Here is a 15,164-nt window from a genome sequence, read left to right as displayed (position 1 = left end):
CTCGATCGATCCTCAGCAGGCTAGCTAGTCGCGCAGGGCGTGGAGTTGGTCCAGGAACCAGCGTTGTGGGGGGAGTGCCGTTGCTGCCGCGGCGAGGTGTTTCGTGCGTTCCGCGCGCTCGGCCGGGGGCATGGTCAGGGCTTCGTGGAGCGCCGCCGCCGTGGCTGTGATGTCGTACGGGTTCACCACGATCGCGTCGTCGGCCAGCTCCTCGTACGCGCCCGCCTCCCGCGACAGCACCAGCGCGCAGCCGCCTTCCGAGACCACCGGGATCTCCTTGGCGACCAGGTTCATGCCGTCGCGGATCGGGTTGACCAGGGCCACGTCCGCCAGCCGGTAGGCGGCCAGGGAGCGGGCGAAGTCGTCCTTTACGTGCAGGACGACCGGAAGCCAGCCCTCCGTGCCGAACTCGGCGTTGATCTCGTCGGCCAGCCGCTGCACCTCGGCGGTGTAGTCGCGGTAGACCGACAGGTCCTGGCGGGAGGGGTAGGCGAAGGCGACGTGGACGACGCGTTCGCGCCACTCGGGGCGGTCGGCCAGCAGCTGCCGGTAGGAGAGCAGGCCGCGGACGATGTTCTTGGACAGTTCCGTACGGTCCACCCGGACGATGGTCTTCCGGTCGGTGCCGCCGATCTGTTCGCGCAGCGCGGCGAGGCGCTCGTCCACATCCGGGCGGTGCGCGCGCTCGCGCAGGAAGTCCGCGTCCGCGCCGAGGCCGTGGACGCCGATGCGGGTGTTGCCGGTCCCGCCCAGCAGTTCCGTACAGCAGGCCGTGAACGCGTCCGCCCACCGGCGGGTCAGGAACGCCGCGCGGTCCGCGCCGAGGATCCCCCGCAGCAGCTGGCGCGCGATGTCGTCGGGCAGCAGCCGGAAGTAGTCGACCGGCGCCCACGGCGTGTGCGAGAAGTGCCCGATCTTCAGGTCGGGGCGCAGCGCGCGCAGCATCCCGGGCACCAGCGCCAGGTGGTAGTCCTGCACCAGGACGGCCGCGCCCTCGCCCGCCTCGTCGGCCAGCGCCTCCGCGAAGGCGCGGTTGTACGTCTCGTAGGACGCCCACTGCGCGCGGAACTCCGGGCCGAAGGCCGGTTCCAGCGGGGTCTGGTAGAGCAGGTGGTGGACGAACCACAGCGTCGAGTTGGCGACGCCGTTGTACGCGGCCTCGTACACCTCGGGCGCGATGCCCAGCATGCGGACGCGCTGTCCGCCCGTGTCGGCCGTGTCCAGCCGGCCGTCCGTACGCCGTACGGCCTCCCGGTCGCCGTCGCCGAGCGCCGCGCACACCCACACGGCGTCTGTCTCGGGCCCGATGGCCGACAGGCCCGACACCAGCCCGCCGCCGCCCCTGCGCGCTTCCAGCGCGCCGTCGTCGCGCAGCGTGTACGAGACGGGGCCGCGATTGGACGCGACGAGTACCTGGGCGGCTTGCTCGGAGACCATGTGCCGAAACCTAGCCCGTCCCGTAAACGCTCAAACGTACGGGCGAGTCTCCGTGCGGGTGACTCCGGCCACGAGCGCCCGGGGCGCGGGGCGCGGGGGCACGCCCGTGGGGGTCACGCCCCAGGGGTATCCACCCCCGCGGCCGCCGCGACCACCCCCGCGGCCGAACCGCTACGCCGCGCGCCCCGCCGTGTACTCCGCGATCTCCCGCACCGGCGGCCGCTCCTCCGTGTCCACGGCATGCGTGCGCGGTACGAAACCGTCCTCGCCCCGCTCGAACTGCGTCAGCTCCGGCCGCACCAAATGCCCCCGGGACAGCCGCAGCTGAGCCGTACGGTAGATCGCCGCGGCCATCCGCCCCAGCGCCCGGTCGTCCTGGTGGCGGTGGATCCGTACCCCCACGTCGACCTGGGCCAGCGCGTCCAGACCCACCGTGTGCAGCGCGTCCACGAGCAGCGCCAGCTCCACGCCGTACCCGACGGGGAACGGCAGCCGCTCCAGCAGCGAGCGCCGCACCGCGTATTCCCCGCCCAGCGGCTGGACGAAGCCCGCCAGCCGCGGCCAGTGCAGATTCAGCAGCGGCCGCGCCACCAGTTCCGTCACCCGCCCGCCCTGACCCGCCGCGGCACCCCCGGCCCGCTCGCTCAGCGGCCGGTCGTACATCGCCTTCACGAACTGCACGTCCTGATCCGTGAGCAGCGGCCCCACGATCCCCGACACGAAATCCGCCGAGAACTCCCGCAGATCGGCGTCCACGAAGCACACGATGTCGCCGCTCGTCACCAGCAGCGACCGCCACAGCACCTCGCCCTTGCCGGGCAGCGCGGGCAGCCGCGGCAGTATCGCGTCCCGGCACACCACCCGCGCGCCCGCCGCCGCCGCGACCTCCGCCGTACGGTCGGTGGAACCGGAGTCGATCACCACCAGTTCATCGACGAGCCGCACCTTCTCCATCAGCTCACGCCGGATCACGGAGACGATCTCGCCGACCGTCTCCTCCTCGTCGAGCGCCGGCAGCACCACGCTCACCGTGGTGCCACGCATGGCCTTCGCCACCAGGAGCCGGTCGAGCGGACGGTCGGCTGCGGACCAGGAACGCCTGGTCAGCCAGCGTTCCACCTCTTCCAGCACGGTCGGTACTCCCTGTACGTGATGCATGAACGTGATCCATCTCGCGGTGCGGACGACTATCTCAACCATCCGCTCCTTCGGTTACAGTCTTGAACAACACCGATGACCGCCGCATGCCGGGGGTCGTCAGGTGAACAAACGCACCGGATCCCGCATCCGGCGCCATAGCGCTCATCCAGAGGGACAGAGGGAACGGCCCGTTGAAGTCCCGGCAACCCTCCTGCCGACCAATCGAGGTCACGGTGGGGAAGGTGCCAATTCCGTCTTGCGGCGAAGTACGTCGCGAGGAAGATGAGGAGAAAGGGCCTCGCCTCCATGGCTGTGCAGACCGTCCACCCCACCGAAGCCGCCCCCGGATCGATCGATCTCGGACCCGCCGCCGCACTTTCGTGCCGCGAATGCGGAGAGCGTTTCGACCTCGGCCCCATCTTCGCCTGTGCCAGCTGTTTCGGGCCGCTCGAAGTCGCGTACGACCTGCCGAGCGGCACCCCCGAAGAGCTGAAGAAGCGCATCGCGGAGGGCCCGGACAACATCTGGCGCTACGCCCCGCTGCTGCCCGTCCCCGCCGACGTGGCCACGAAGCCCAACATCAACCCCGGCTTCACCAAGCTCGTCAAGGCCGACAATCTCGCCCGTGAACTGGGCGTCACCGGCTCCCTCCACATCAAGGACGACTCCGGCAACCCGACGCACTCCTTCAAGGACCGTGTCGTCGCCATCGCCGTCGAGGCCGCCCGCGCCTTCGGTTTCACCACGCTCTCCTGCTCCTCCACCGGCAACCTCGCGGGCGCCGTCGGCGCCGCGGCCGCCCGCGCGGGCTTCCGCTCGTGCGTGTTCATCCCGCACGACCTGGAGCAGGGCAAGGTCGTCATGGCCGCCATCTACGGCGGTGAACTCGTCGGCATCGAAGGCAACTACGACGACGTCAACCGCTTCTGCTCGGAGCTCATCGGCGACCCGCTGGGCGAGGGCTGGGGCTTCGTCAACGTCAACCTCCGCCCGTACTACGGCGAGGGATCCAAGACGCTCGCGTACGAGATCTGCGAGCAGCTCGGCTGGCGGCTGCCCGACCAGATCGTGATCCCGATCGCCTCGGGCTCCCAGCTCACGAAGATCGACAAGGGACTTCAGGAGCTGATCAAGCTGGGCCTGGTCGAGGACAAGCCGTACAAGATCTTCGGCGCCCAGGCCGAGGGCTGCTCGCCGGTGTCCACCGCCTTCAAGGCCGGCCAGGACGTCGTACGGCCGCAGAAGCCCAACACCATCGCCAAGTCCCTGGCGATCGGCAACCCGGCCGACGGCCCGTACGTCCTGGACATCGCCCGCCGCACCGGCGGCGCGGTCGAGGACGTCAACGACGAGCAGATCGTCGACGCGATCAAGCTGCTGGCGCGCACCGAGGGCATCTTCGCGGAGACCGCGGGCGGGGTGACCGTCGGCGTGACGAAGAAGCTCATCGAGGCCGGAGTCCTCGACCCGACCCTGACCACCGTCGTCCTGAACACGGGTGACGGCCTGAAGACGCTGGACGCCGTGGCGCCGACCACCGGGCCGACCGCGACGATCCGTCCGAGCCTCGACGCGTTCCGCGCCGCCGGCCTGGCCCGCTGAGCTCCGCCCACCACTGAAGGAAGGCACCCCACCATGAGCGTCAACGTCCGCATCCCCACCATTCTCCGTACGTACACCGGTGGCAAGGCCGAGGTCCCGGCGGAGGGCACGACCCTCTCCGAGGTGATCCAGTCCCTGGAGCAGAGCCACCCGGGGATCGCCGCGCGCGTCCTGGACGACCAGGGCAAGCTGCGCCGCTTCGTGAACGTGTACGTGAACGACGACGACGTCCGCTTCGAGCAGGGCCTGGAGACCGCCACCCCCGAGGGGGTCGGCGTCTCGATCATCCCCGCCGTCGCCGGAGGCTGATTTCGACGCTCAGTGATCGGTCCGGCCCCCTCCGCAAGAGAAGCGGAGGGGGCCGTTCTGTATGGTTGAGCGCGATACAGTATGGGAACGCCCCCTCCCCCGCGCAGGCTCAACGCCTATGAGAACGCGACAACATGGGGTCAAAGTCTTGGTGCCCTTTGCGCAGTAGATGCGCTTTGCCCGGCCCGACTTGCCCCGGAACGTGGGGAATTCATCGCTATGCGTGTTCAGCCATGCCCAGAATTCTCGTCCGATTGACCTGTTGCAGAGGGCAGTTGGGCAGATACATTCAGCCGCGGTCGACGCGTTCCGGCGCGAAAAGTGGCCCCGCGCAAGGGCCAGTAATAGGGGAGTTAGGCATGGCTCAGGGCACCGTCAAGTGGTTCAACGCGGAGAAGGGGTACGGCTTCATCGCGGTCGACGGTGGTGCGGATGTTTTCGTCCACTACAGCGCGATCCAGATGGACGGTTACCGCACCCTTGAAGAAGGTCAGCGAGTGGAGTTCGAGATCTCGCAGGGCCAGAAGGGTCCGCAGGCGGACATGGTCAAGCTCGCCGTCTGATTCCGGCGCGATCGGCCAGCGACGCACTCACGCCGAAGGGTCCGTGTCCCAGAGATGGGATACGGGCCCTTCGTGCGTTCCCGGGAGGGCGGGATCCGGGGCGGGATCCGGGGGCGACCCGTGTGCGACCCGGGGGCGGCAGAGGTGCGAACAGGTGGCGAGTCGGCAAGACAAGCTTGCACTCGCAGGGGTCGAGTGCTAATCATTGGCGTTAGCACTCTGCAAGTGAGAGTGACAACTTAAGGACCGGGTCGGTGAGGCCCGAAGAGCCGGTGGGGCAAGGAACCGCACGGCTCTCAGGCCGTCCGTCGCGGGCGCCAGCACGGTCCGGAGCAATCCACCCCAGTCCGGGAGGACCACTTCACATGGCCAAGATCATCGCGTTCAACGAGGAGGCTCGGCGCGGTCTCGAGCGCGGGATGAACCAGCTCGCCGACGCCGTCAAGGTCACCCTTGGCCCCAAGGGTCGCAACGTCGTCCTCGAGAAGAAGTGGGGCGCCCCCACGATCACCAACGATGGTGTTTCCATCGCCAAGGAGATCGAGCTCGAGGACCCGTACGAGAAGATCGGCGCCGAGCTGGTCAAGGAAGTCGCCAAGAAGACGGACGACGTCGCCGGCGACGGTACGACCACCGCGACCGTTCTCGCCCAGGCGCTCGTCCGCGAGGGCCTGCGCAATGTGGCGGCCGGCGCCAACCCGATGGCCCTCAAGCGCGGTATCGAGAAGGCCGTCGAGGCCGTCTCCGGTGCCCTGCTGGAGCAGGCCAAGGACGTGGAGACCAAGGAGCAGATCGCTTCGACCGCCTCCATCTCCGCCGCTGACACCCAGATCGGCGAGCTCATCGCCGAGGCCATGGACAAGGTCGGCAAGGAAGGCGTCATCACCGTCGAGGAGTCTCAGACCTTCGGTCTGGAGCTCGAGCTCACCGAGGGTATGCGCTTCGACAAGGGCTACATCTCGGCGTACTTCGCCACCGACATGGAGCGTATGGAGTCGTCCCTCGACGACCCGTACATCCTGATCGTCAACTCCAAGATCGGCAACGTGAAGGACCTCCTTCCGCTGCTGGAGAAGGTCATGCAGTCGGGTAAGCCGCTGCTGATCATCGCGGAGGACGTCGAGGGCGAGGCCCTGTCGACCCTGGTCGTCAACAAGATCCGTGGCACCTTCAAGTCCGTCGCCGTCAAGGCCCCGGGCTTCGGTGACCGCCGCAAGGCCATGCTCAACGACATCGCCATCCTCACCGGTGGCACGGTCATCTCCGAGGAGGTCGGCCTCAAGCTCGAGAACGCCGGCCTGGACCTGCTGGGCCGCGCCCGCAAGGTCGTCATCACCAAGGACGAGACCACCATCGTCGACGGTGCCGGTGACAGCGAGCAGGTCGCCGGTCGGGTCAACCAGATCCGTGCCGAGATCGAGAACAGCGACTCGGACTACGACCGCGAGAAGCTCCAGGAGCGCCTCGCGAAGCTGGCCGGCGGCGTGGCCGTCATCAAGGCCGGCGCCGCGACCGAGGTCGAGCTCAAGGAGCGCAAGCACCGCATCGAGGACGCGGTGCGCAACGCCAAGGCCGCCGTCGAGGAGGGCATCGTCGCCGGTGGTGGCGTGGCTCTGCTCCAGGCTTCCTCGGTGTTCGAGAAGCTCGAGCTCGAAGGCGACGAGGCGACGGGTGCGAACATCGTCAAGCTCGCGCTGGAGGCCCCGCTCAAGCAGATCGCCGTCAACGGTGGTCTCGAGGGTGGCGTCATCGTCGAGAAGGTCCGCAACCTGCCGATCGGCCACGGCCTCAACGCCGCGACCGGCGAGTACGTCGACATGATCGCCGAGGGCATCATCGACCCCGCGAAGGTGACCCGCTCTGCTCTGCAGAACGCGGCCTCTATCGCGGCGCTGTTCCTCACCACCGAGGCCGTTATCGCCGACAAGCCGGAGAAGGCCGGCGCCGCCGGCGCTCCGGGCGGCATGCCGGGCGGTGACATGGACTTCTGATCGACCCCGGCTCCGGCCACCGGTTGATCAACCGTCCTGAACGAGGGCGGCACCCCTATCCCAGGGGTGCCGCCCTCGGGTGTTTTCCGGGCCCGGCCCGAAGGAAGCCGGCCCCGGACCGCGCGCCGATAACCTGACGATGTGGAACGGACACAGCGGACCGCCGGCGCGGTCATCGGCTCGGCGGTGGGTGACGCGCTGGGAGGCCCCTTCGAGTTCGGCCCGGCGGGAGCATTCTCCGCACGGTTCTCGGCGCCCGGTGCCCACGGCGAGATGTGCGGAGGCGGCGGCTGGGATCCCGGCGAGGCCACGGACGACACGCAGATGGCCGTCCTGGTGGCGGAGTCACTGCTGGAACGAGGCGGACTGGATCTGCCCGACATCTTTGGCCGCTTCCAGCGATGGGCGGCATCCGAGCCCAAGGACATCGGCCTGCAGACCGAGGATGTCCTCACCAACGGCATGCCCTGGGACCTGGCGGCCGCCATTCACTTCCAGGTCAACCGGCGCGCTGCGGGCAACGGCTCCTTGATGCGGGCAGCCACCTCCGCGGTCTACTTCGCACGCGGCGGACAGCAGGCCACCATGGACGCCGCCCGGCGCGTCGCTGCCTTGACCCACGGAGATCGCGCCGCCTGGGAAGGCACGGCCGTCTTCCATGAGCTCGTCCGAGTCACGCTGGACGATGTCGAGCCTCTTGCCGCTCTGCCCGGGATCGTGGACCTCGTCCACCCGGACCACCGCCCGCGGTACGCCACGGTCCTCGCCGCCGACTGGCACCCCGATCAGGCCACCGAGTTCAACGGAGCCGTCTGGCCATGCCTGGGCTCCGCTGTCTGGGCCCTGCGGACCACGGCCAGTTACGAGGACGCGATACGCGCCGCGATCGATCTCGGCGGTGACACGGACACCGTCGCCGCGGTCACCGGCGGCCTCGCGGGTGCGTACTACGGGCTGGACGCGATCCCCACTCGCTGGACCGAGCCCCTGCACGTTCCGCTGCCGGGGTCCGGCGGACGGGTGCTCCAGCTGCCGCAGTTGCTCGACCTCGCGCACCGCCTCGGAGCCTGAGCCCGTCCAGCACCGGACCGGCCTCGGTCACGCCCCGGGACGTCGGCGGGTGCCGGGAACCGGGGCTTGGGGCTTTGCGTCGTCGTAGGGTGCGGCATTGGGCCGGGCTTGAGTGCGGGTGGGCGATGGTGGAGCAGGCGGGGAAGGCGATATCGGGGACGCGGGGGGCGGGGGCTCGTTGGCTGCCGCTCCGGTTCGGGGTGGGGGAGCGCGTACTCGGTGGGCTGGCCGTCGTGGTGGGCTGTCTGCTGGTCTTTCATGGCGCCGTGCCCAATGCGGTCGGCCGGCTGGGCAGTCTGCTGGAGGCCTTTCTGCCCTGGGTCGGCCTGGCCGTTCCGGTTCTGATGGGTGTGGCGTTGCTGCGCCGCTCGGTCGTCGGGCTGGCCGCGCTGCTGGTGCCCGTGGTGGCGTGGGTCAGTCTCTTCGGCGGTCTGGCTTTTTCCCGGTCCGGCTCGGAGTACGACGTCACCGCGCTTCAGCACAATGTCAGCGACGAGAATCCGGATCCGGCGGGCACAGCGAGGGAGCTGGTCAGGGCTCAGGCCGATCTCATCGCCCTGGAGGAGTTGACGCCCTCCGCCGTGCCGCTGTTCGCAGAAGTCCTGGCGTCGGACTATCCCCACCACGCGGTCATCGGAACGGTCGGGCTGTGGTCGAAGTATCCGCTCGCCGACATACGGCGGGTGGACATCAAGCCGGCCGGAATCGGGGAGGGCTGGGAGCGTGGGCTGAGGGCGACCGCCGGGACGCCTCAGGGAGATGTCGCCGTGTACGTCGCCCACCTGCCCTCGGTGCGCCTCGGGCTGAGCAAGGGGTTCGGTTCGGCCTGGCGGGACGAGAGCGCCGTGCTGCTCGGGGCGGCGATAGCCGCTGAGCCGCTGGACCGGGTGATTCTGCTCGGGGACCTCAACAGCACGGTGGACGACCGCGGTCTGTCCCCGGTCAGCTCGCAGTTGGATTCCCCGCCTTCGGGTTTCGCGTTCAGCTGGCCGGCGGCCTTTCCGCTGGCGCGGATCGACCAGATCATGACCCGGGCGGCGTCCGTCACCCACGTCTGGACGTTGCCCACGACAGGGAGCGACCACATGCCCATCGCCGCCCGCATCAGACTCTGACGCGAGACTCTGACGCGCCGGCCCGCGGCATCTGGACACGACCGGGGGACATTTGGCACGGTGTGCAGCACCGGCCCGGTAATCGAACGTGTGGCCGATATTCCTCGGGGGTCCAGCCATGCCATCCGCCCGCCTCGCACCGGACGCCGCCGCCTTCTACGCCACCCAGAGCGCCTTCTCCGACCCGGGCGCCCTCGCCCCGCTCTACGCCGACCTCCCGCGCGATCCGGCTCAACTCGCCCGCGTGGTCCGCGATCTCATGGTCCACCGCATGGAGGGCGAGCTCTTCCGCTACGCCATCCCGCAGGACCGCCTGCACAACGACGCCGAGACGCGCTACATCGACGACATCCTGCGCATCATCACCGAGCGCGACGACGCGCCGCTGGCGCGGCGGCGGGAGATGGGCGACCGCTTCGTCGGTATCTGCCGCGACTTCGCGCTGCTGTTCTGCTCGTTCCTGCGCCACGCGGGCGTTCCGGCCCGGCTGCGGTCCGGCTTCGCCGACTACTTCGGCTCGGACGGCTTCCACGCCGACCACGTGGTGACCGAGTACTGGGACGACGAGCGCGGCTGGCTGCTCGCCGATCCGCAGCTGACCGACCCGGTGATCATCGACACGTTCAGCGTGGGCTTCGACCCGATGGACGTGCCCCGCGACCGCTTCCTGGTCGCCGGCTCGGCATGGCGGGCCATCCGCGCGGGCGGGGCGGACCCGAAGACGTTCGGGCTCCAGATCCCTGAAATGGCGCTGATCGGGGAGTGGTTCGTGGCGGGCAACGTGCGGCTCGACCTCGCGGCGCTCAACAAGGCGGAGACGCTGCTGTGGGACATCTGGGGGGCGGGCGCGGACAGCGACGAGGGGATGAACGACGCGATCCGTGAGCTGTACGACGACGCATCGCTGGTGGCGGGCGACGACGTGCCCTTCGAGGCGGCGAGGAAGTTGTTCGAGGAGAACGAGGGGCTGCGGACGCCGAAGACGGTGCTGTCGCTGGCGCAGTTCAACGGTCCGAGCGAGGTCACCCTCCGGTGACAGCAGAAACCCCTTGGACAGGCTGGGACGGAAGACTCAGAGTGGCGCGCATGACTTCCCTTGTGCACCACGTAACGATCGACTGCGCCGACACCTACGCCCTCGGCAATTTCTGGGGCGAGGTGCTCGGCGCCTCCCTGGCGGATGACGACTTCCCGGGAGACCCCGAGGCACTGCTCGCGGCGGAGGGCATCACGCTGCTCTTCATCGTGGTCCCCGAGGGCAAGACGATCAAGAACAGGATCCACTTCGACATCCAGCCGCAGGACCGCACCCGCGACGAGGAGGTCGACCGCATTCTTGCCCTCGGCGCCACGCTCGTGGGCGACCTCCGCCGTCCCGACGGCGGGGGCTGGGTGACCCTGGCCGACCCGGAGGGCAACGAGTTCTGTGTGGAGCGCAGCGCGGCGGAGCGGGCGGCGGCCTGAGGTGTTGAGGAGCGGCCGCGACGGCTGACCGTCTCCGCCGCTCCTCGAACACCAACGGACTAGCCGGCCGCCTTGACCTCGGAGACGAAGGCGGACCAGGTCGCGGCCTGGAAGACGAGCGCCGGGCCGTGCGGGATCTTGGAGTCACGGACCGGCACGATGCCGGTGAGGCCGTCGGCGACCTCCAGGCAGTTGCCGCCGCTGCCGTCGCTGTACGTGGACTTCCGCCAGGACGCGGCGCCGGGGAAGTCTTGGGCGACTTCGAGGCAGTCGCCACCGCTGGCCCCGCTGTACGTCGACTTGCGCCAGGTCGCGGCGCCGGGGAAGTCCCGCGCCACTTCGAGGCAGTTGCCGCCGTCGCCGCCGCTGTAGGTGGACTTGTGCCAGGACGCGGCGCTCAGGTCGTACTCATGGCTGCTCTGCATGGGTGTAATCCTCCGCCACTGATTCCATCAGGGCCAAGGATGCTTCCGGTGACAATGCGCTGGCCCCCAGCAGATCGTAGGTCAGTTCGTACCTGGCCAACGATGCCGGATCATCTAGCAACTGGCCTGTACCCAGGCCGTCGAGGTAGGCGAGCGGGGGTGCGTCGGAGAACGCCATCAGTTTGAGCCCGCCGTCCATCGCCGCATGAGCGCCTGCCCCGAACGGCAGTACCTGCACGATGATTCGGTGTCGTCGCATCAGGCTCACGACATGACGCAGTGCCTCCGCCATCACCGCAGGTCTGCCGACCACCCGGCGCAGTACCGCCTCGTCAAGCACCATCCAAACGAGGGGCGTTGTTGGATCTTTCAGCAGACTGGCTCGATCCAGTCGTGCGGACACCAGCTCGTCGATCGCCTCTTCCGTCGCGGTCGGCTGGTACGCGCGGAAGACCGCCCTCGCATACGTCCTTGTTTGCAACAAGCCCGGAATCAGTAGCAGCGAGTACTCCTTGATCCTCGTCGCCGCTGCCTCGGCCTCCGCCGCCGCAGCGAAGTGATCCGGGTACTTCGACTTCTTCAGCGCGATGCAGTTGCGCAAGAAGAAGCCGTCCGTCTGGAAGACCTGGTCGAAGTGCGTCGCGTACTCCGGCTGCATCCTGCGGATACCCGCTTCGAGCTGGCCGATGAACGAGCCGCTGACGAACAGCGGCCCGCCCAACTCGCCCTGCGACATACCCGCTTCGTCGCGCTTGTGTCGGAGCTCGGCGCCGAGCATGGCACGCGGGGAGGCGGACGGGTCGAGGGGCTTCGGAGGCATAGGGACTCCCGGTGGGACATGTCGCGATGTTGTGCTGCCGTCACTGTTCAGCCTAGCGACGGTTGACCACTCTGTGTGGCGAACGTGAATACTCAGAGTGGAGGTAGAAACCCATGGTGATGAACGAAGCGAGCGAGCAGCGACGCCCGGCGGCGGAAAACGTACGGGCGGCGGAGGAGACGGTGGCGGTTTTGCGGGCCGGGCTGGGGGTGGTGGGGGTGGTGTTGCCGTCGTTGCGGATCGATCCGGTGTCGTCCGCGGGCAACGAGCCCACCCCGCTGATCGACCTCGGCCGCTGCAACCTCGACACGGCGCGGCGGCTCATCGCCGTACTGCAAGAGGTGCGGCGATGAGCGCGTACGAGTACGTCCCCGAGCTGGGTTCGTACGCCGTCGACTCCCGGGACGGGCGGGTGGGACGGGTGATGGGCTTTGAAGGAACGTATGTCCAGCTGCGCCCGCCGGGGGGCGGGGTGGAGTGGGACTGTCCGCCGGAGTGCGTCCGGCAGGCATCCCCGGGGGAGGTTCTCCGGGCGAGGGTGAAGGAGTTGAACCGCGAGCGGCGGCTGCCGTGAGCGGCGGCGGGCCGGCGGCGGACGGGGGACGGGCCGGCCTGCCGGGGTAACCCGGTGGGGGTATCGTCGGCACCGGATACGGCTGGACTCTTCCAGGAGGGACGACGGCAGTGGCGGGCAGCAGCAGGCACACATGCCGACCGGGCGCGGCCCGGTGGCTGACTTTGTGCGCCGTCCTGTTCGGCCTGTTCCTCATGCACGGTTCCCCGGCCTCCGCCGCCACGGGCTGTCACGGCTCCACGCCCGCGTCGCAGACCACGCACGCGTCGCAGACCACGCACGCGGACACGGCCGAGGCGTCCTCGGCTTCCTTGCCGCACTCGACGGGGGCGGCCACGCATTCCGCCGCCTCGGCCCATGCCGTCGGCGCGCACGGGACGAGCGGGGCGACGTGCGTGGCCACGCCCGTACGGGACCGGCTTCCGCTTCCCGCGGCGGGCCTGCTCGCCGTCGCCTCGCTTGCCGCTGTGGCCGCTTGGGCTCTGCCCCGCCGGCCGTCGGGTGCTCTGACCACCGGGCGGCGGGGGCCGCCGATATACGGGCGAGGTCTGCTGCTCCAGGTGTGTACGACGCGGACGTGACAGGCACTTCCCGCCAATCCCGGCTCTCCGGCCGGGCTTGGCACATGTGCCCTGTTTCTGCCGCGCGCGCCCTCGCTCACCGCTGTGGCGTGCCCACACCGGAAAGACCCTGACATGTCTGTTTCCCTGCGTTCCCCTGCTCGTCGTCGTGCTCTCGCGGCGGTCGGCACCACCGCCGTTCTGGCCCTGGGGCTTGCTGCCTGCGGCCCCGATTCCAAGGACGCGGCCATGCCCGGCATGGGCCACGGCGGCGGTTCCTCCGCGTCGGCGTCCGGCACGTTCAACAACGCGGACGTGACGTTCGCGCAGATGATGATTCCGCACCACCAGCAGGCCGTGGACATGGCCGAACTGGCCGACGGCCGGGCCTCCGACCCGGAGCTCAAGGTCCTGGCCACGGACATCGAGAAGGCTCAGAGCCCGGAGATCAACACCATGCGGGACTGGCTGAAGTCCTGGGGCAAGCCCGCCTCGCCGTCGGCGGACGGCGGCACGCCGGCCATGGACCACGGCGGCAGCTCCACCAATGGCTCAGCCATGCCCGGCATGATGTCCGAAACGGATATGGCCGGCCTCAAAGCCGCCGAGGGCAAGGACTTCGACCGGAAGTTCACCCAGATGATGATCGGTCACCACGAGGGCGCGATCACCATGGCCCAGGCCCTCCAGAACCAAGGCCGCAACGCCGATGCCAAGAAGCTCGCGGGCGCGGTCGAGACGGCGCAGAAGGCCGAGATCGAGAAGATGAACAAGATCCTCGACCGGCTCTGACCTCTGCCTCACCAGCGCCGTTCCGGGCTCTTCCGAAGAGGGCCCGGAACGGCGGGTCGCCCTTGATGATCCGCCGGCGAGAAAGGGTCAGGCTCCATGAGCGCCGTACTGAGCGCCGTACCGGACGCCGTGCTGCCCGCCGTACTGCACGCGCTGTCGATCACCGGATCCATGACCTGGGAGATCACCTGGGCTCTGATCCTGGGCTTCGCCCTCTCGGCCGTGGTGCAAGCGGTGGTACGGAAATCCACGGTCGTCTCGCTCCTCGGTGACGACCGGCCCCGCACCCTTGTCGTCGCCGCCGGTCTGGGCGCGGCCTCCTCCTCCTGTTCGTACGCCGCCGTCGCGCTGGCTCGTTCGCTCTTCCGCAAGGGGGCGAACTTCACCGCCGCGATGGCCTTCGAGATCGCCTCGACCAACCTGGTGGTCGAGCTCGGCGTGATCCTGGCCCTGCTGATGGGCTGGCAGTTCACCGTGGCGGAATTCGTCGGCGGCCCCATCATGATCATCGTCCTCGCGGTGCTGTTCCGCCTGTTCCTGCGGGACACACTGCTGCGGCGGGCGCGCGAGCAGGCCGAGCGCGGGCTCGCCGGATCGATGGAGGGCCACGCGGCGATGGACATGTCCATCCGTCGCGAAGGCCCTTTCGCTCGCCGTCTGCTGTCGCGGGAGGGGCTCACGGCGACGTCACACGTCTTCGTCATGGAGTGGGCGGCGATCCTGCGGGACCTGGTGGTCGGCCTGCTGATCGCCGGGGCCATCGCCGCCTGGGTGCCCGACTCCTTCTGGCGCACCTTCTTCTTTGACGGCCATCCTCTGGCGTCCAAGCTGTGGGGCCCGGTCATCGGGCCGCTGGTGGCCATCGCCTCGTTCGTCTGCTCCATCGGCAATGTGCCGCTGGCCGTGGTGCTGTGGAAGGGCGGTATCAGCTTCGGCGGAGTCGTGGCGTTCATCTTCGCCGACCTGCTGATCCTGCCGATCCTCAACATCTACCGGAAGTACTACGGCGCGAAGATGGCCGCTTTCCTGCTCGGCACCTTCTACGTGGCCATGGTCATCGCCGGGTACATCGTGGAGTTCGCCTTCGGCGGCCTGGGGCTGATCCCCGACCAGGCCGACGCGAAGATCCCGATGGAGGGCGTGCGCTGGAACTACACGACCTTTCTCAACATCGTCTTCCTCCTGTTGGCCGCGGCTCTGTTGGTGCGTTTCTGGCGTACCGGCGGGGCGGGGATGTTCCGCACGATGGGCGGCTCACCCGATACCGGCCCAGCCGCGCACCAGGACGATCACCGATGACC

General features: G+C 69.0%; 16 protein-coding genes, 1 pseudogene and 1 riboswitch. Of the genes and pseudogenes, 12 read left to right on the top strand and 5 right to left on the bottom strand.

Annotation, left to right across the window (positions count from 1 at the left end):
* Positions 1-24 precede the first annotated feature (24 nt).
* Together ACFVWW_RS18190 and ACFVWW_RS18185 are read right to left on the bottom strand one after the other, a co-directional pair.
* Complete coding sequence (locus tag ACFVWW_RS18190) at positions 25-1,437, bottom strand: trehalose-6-phosphate synthase (protein WP_386878591.1); 1,413 nt, start codon at positions 1,435-1,437, stop codon at positions 25-27.
* A 171-nt stretch (positions 1,438-1,608) separates the two neighbouring features.
* Complete coding sequence (locus ACFVWW_RS18185; RefSeq protein WP_384332334.1) at positions 1,609-2,568, bottom strand: glucosyl-3-phosphoglycerate synthase; 960 nt, start codon at positions 2,566-2,568, stop codon at positions 1,609-1,611.
* Positions 2,569-2,736: 168 nt separating this feature from the next.
* A riboswitch (SAM riboswitch) is annotated at positions 2,737-2,866 on the top strand.
* Between the two features lie 17 nt (positions 2,867-2,883).
* Between ACFVWW_RS18185 and thrC the strand changes: the two genes are divergently transcribed.
* The 8 genes and pseudogenes from thrC to ACFVWW_RS18145 all read left to right on the top strand — a co-directional run.
* A complete protein-coding gene (gene thrC, locus ACFVWW_RS18180) occupies positions 2,884-4,179 on the top strand; it encodes a threonine synthase (RefSeq protein WP_384178689.1) in 1,296 nt (431 codons plus the stop codon).
* A 33-nt stretch (positions 4,180-4,212) separates the two neighbouring features.
* Positions 4,213-4,488, top strand: coding sequence for a MoaD/ThiS family protein (locus ACFVWW_RS18175; RefSeq protein WP_384178691.1), 276 nt, complete (start codon positions 4,213-4,215; stop codon positions 4,486-4,488).
* Between the two features lie 359 nt (positions 4,489-4,847).
* Positions 4,848-5,051: a cold-shock protein gene (locus ACFVWW_RS18170; RefSeq protein ID WP_005315736.1), complete on the top strand. Its 204-nt coding sequence runs from the start codon at positions 4,848-4,850 to the stop codon at positions 5,049-5,051.
* A 365-nt stretch (positions 5,052-5,416) separates the two neighbouring features.
* On the top strand, positions 5,417-7,042 hold the full coding sequence (groL, locus tag ACFVWW_RS18165) for a chaperonin GroEL (protein WP_384178693.1): 1,626 nt from the start codon (positions 5,417-5,419) through the stop codon (positions 7,040-7,042).
* 141 nt (positions 7,043-7,183) lie between these two features.
* Complete coding sequence (locus tag ACFVWW_RS18160) at positions 7,184-8,113, top strand: ADP-ribosylglycohydrolase family protein (protein WP_386878592.1); 930 nt, start codon at positions 7,184-7,186, stop codon at positions 8,111-8,113.
* 125 nt (positions 8,114-8,238) lie between these two features.
* Positions 8,239-9,228, top strand: a complete 990-nt coding sequence (locus ACFVWW_RS18155) for an endonuclease/exonuclease/phosphatase family protein (protein WP_386878593.1) — start codon at positions 8,239-8,241, stop codon at positions 9,226-9,228.
* A 118-nt stretch (positions 9,229-9,346) separates the two neighbouring features.
* The gene (locus ACFVWW_RS18150) at positions 9,347-10,264 is read left to right on the top strand and encodes a transglutaminase-like domain-containing protein (protein WP_386878594.1); all 918 of its coding nucleotides are present in this window, start codon (positions 9,347-9,349) and stop codon (positions 10,262-10,264) included.
* A 50-nt stretch (positions 10,265-10,314) separates the two neighbouring features.
* Positions 10,315-10,686, top strand: a pseudogene (locus ACFVWW_RS18145) (VOC family protein); the annotation flags it as partial.
* Positions 10,687-10,751: 65 nt separating this feature from the next.
* On the opposite strand, the gene ACFVWW_RS18140 reads toward ACFVWW_RS18145, so the two are convergent.
* Together ACFVWW_RS18140 and ACFVWW_RS18135 are read right to left on the bottom strand one after the other, a co-directional pair.
* Positions 10,752-11,117 (bottom strand): DUF397 domain-containing protein, encoded by a 366-nt coding sequence (locus ACFVWW_RS18140; protein WP_386878595.1) that lies wholly within the window; start codon positions 11,115-11,117, stop codon positions 10,752-10,754.
* The gene (locus ACFVWW_RS18135) at positions 11,101-11,937 is read right to left on the bottom strand and encodes a helix-turn-helix domain-containing protein (RefSeq protein ID WP_386878596.1); all 837 of its coding nucleotides are present in this window, start codon (positions 11,935-11,937) and stop codon (positions 11,101-11,103) included. The genes ACFVWW_RS18140 and ACFVWW_RS18135 overlap by 17 nt, the downstream gene beginning before the upstream one ends.
* A gap of 119 nt (positions 11,938-12,056) precedes the next feature.
* Between ACFVWW_RS18135 and ACFVWW_RS18130 the strand changes: the two genes are divergently transcribed.
* Together ACFVWW_RS18130 and ACFVWW_RS18125 are read left to right on the top strand one after the other, a co-directional pair.
* The gene (locus ACFVWW_RS18130) at positions 12,057-12,290 is read left to right on the top strand and encodes a hypothetical protein (RefSeq protein ID WP_384179068.1); all 234 of its coding nucleotides are present in this window, start codon (positions 12,057-12,059) and stop codon (positions 12,288-12,290) included.
* Positions 12,287-12,511, top strand: a complete 225-nt coding sequence (locus ACFVWW_RS18125; RefSeq protein ID WP_386878597.1) for a hypothetical protein — start codon at positions 12,287-12,289, stop codon at positions 12,509-12,511. Before ACFVWW_RS18130 ends, ACFVWW_RS18125 begins: the two co-directional genes overlap by 4 nt.
* Before the next feature lie 229 nt (positions 12,512-12,740).
* Here ACFVWW_RS18125 and ACFVWW_RS18120 read toward each other — a convergent pair whose 3' ends face one another.
* On the bottom strand, positions 12,741-12,914 hold the full coding sequence (locus ACFVWW_RS18120) for a hypothetical protein (protein WP_386878598.1): 174 nt from the start codon (positions 12,912-12,914) through the stop codon (positions 12,741-12,743).
* A gap of 292 nt (positions 12,915-13,206) precedes the next feature.
* On the opposite strand from ACFVWW_RS18120, the gene ACFVWW_RS18115 reads away from it, so the two are divergent.
* Together ACFVWW_RS18115 and ACFVWW_RS18110 are read left to right on the top strand one after the other, a co-directional pair.
* On the top strand, positions 13,207-13,863 hold the full coding sequence (locus ACFVWW_RS18115; protein ID WP_386878599.1) for a DUF305 domain-containing protein: 657 nt from the start codon (positions 13,207-13,209) through the stop codon (positions 13,861-13,863).
* A gap of 132 nt (positions 13,864-13,995) precedes the next feature.
* On the top strand, positions 13,996-15,162 hold the full coding sequence (locus ACFVWW_RS18110; RefSeq protein WP_386878706.1) for a permease: 1,167 nt from the start codon (positions 13,996-13,998) through the stop codon (positions 15,160-15,162).
* The last annotated feature ends 2 nt before the right edge of the window (positions 15,163-15,164 follow it).

It is taken from the genome of Streptomyces sp. NPDC058198, assembly GCF_042882605.1.
In the GTDB taxonomy this organism is placed as follows: Bacteria; Actinomycetota; Actinomycetes; order Streptomycetales; family Streptomycetaceae; genus Streptomyces.
Note: the sequence above shows the minus strand (reverse complement) of the source record. Positions and strands in the feature narration are given on the sequence as shown.

What these genes read in the sequence shown, in the direction of transcription:
- ACFVWW_RS18135 (WP_386878596.1), bottom strand. Translation starts at nt 11,937, where the DNA reads ATGCCTCCGAAGCCCCTCGACCCGTCCGCCTCCCCGCGTGCCATGCTC.
- ACFVWW_RS18125 (WP_386878597.1), top strand. Translation starts at nt 12,287, where the DNA reads ATGAGCGCGTACGAGTACGTCCCCGAGCTGGGTTCGTACGCCGTCGAC.
- ACFVWW_RS18130 (WP_384179068.1), top strand. Translation starts at nt 12,057, where the DNA reads ATGAACGAAGCGAGCGAGCAGCGACGCCCGGCGGCGGAAAACGTACGG.
- ACFVWW_RS18140 (WP_386878595.1), bottom strand. Translation starts at nt 11,117, where the DNA reads ATGCAGAGCAGCCATGAGTACGACCTGAGCGCCGCGTCCTGGCACAAG.
- ACFVWW_RS18115 (WP_386878599.1), top strand. Translation starts at nt 13,207, where the DNA reads ATGTCTGTTTCCCTGCGTTCCCCTGCTCGTCGTCGTGCTCTCGCGGCG.
- thrC (WP_384178689.1), top strand. Translation starts at nt 2,884, where the DNA reads ATGGCTGTGCAGACCGTCCACCCCACCGAAGCCGCCCCCGGATCGATC.
- groL (WP_384178693.1), top strand. Translation starts at nt 5,417, where the DNA reads ATGGCCAAGATCATCGCGTTCAACGAGGAGGCTCGGCGCGGTCTCGAG.
- ACFVWW_RS18175 (WP_384178691.1), top strand. Translation starts at nt 4,213, where the DNA reads ATGAGCGTCAACGTCCGCATCCCCACCATTCTCCGTACGTACACCGGT.
- ACFVWW_RS18170 (WP_005315736.1), top strand. Translation starts at nt 4,848, where the DNA reads ATGGCTCAGGGCACCGTCAAGTGGTTCAACGCGGAGAAGGGGTACGGC.
- ACFVWW_RS18150 (WP_386878594.1), top strand. Translation starts at nt 9,347, where the DNA reads ATGCCATCCGCCCGCCTCGCACCGGACGCCGCCGCCTTCTACGCCACC.
- ACFVWW_RS18190 (WP_386878591.1), bottom strand. Translation starts at nt 1,437, where the DNA reads ATGGTCTCCGAGCAAGCCGCCCAGGTACTCGTCGCGTCCAATCGCGGC.
- ACFVWW_RS18155 (WP_386878593.1), top strand. Translation starts at nt 8,239, where the DNA reads ATGGTGGAGCAGGCGGGGAAGGCGATATCGGGGACGCGGGGGGCGGGG.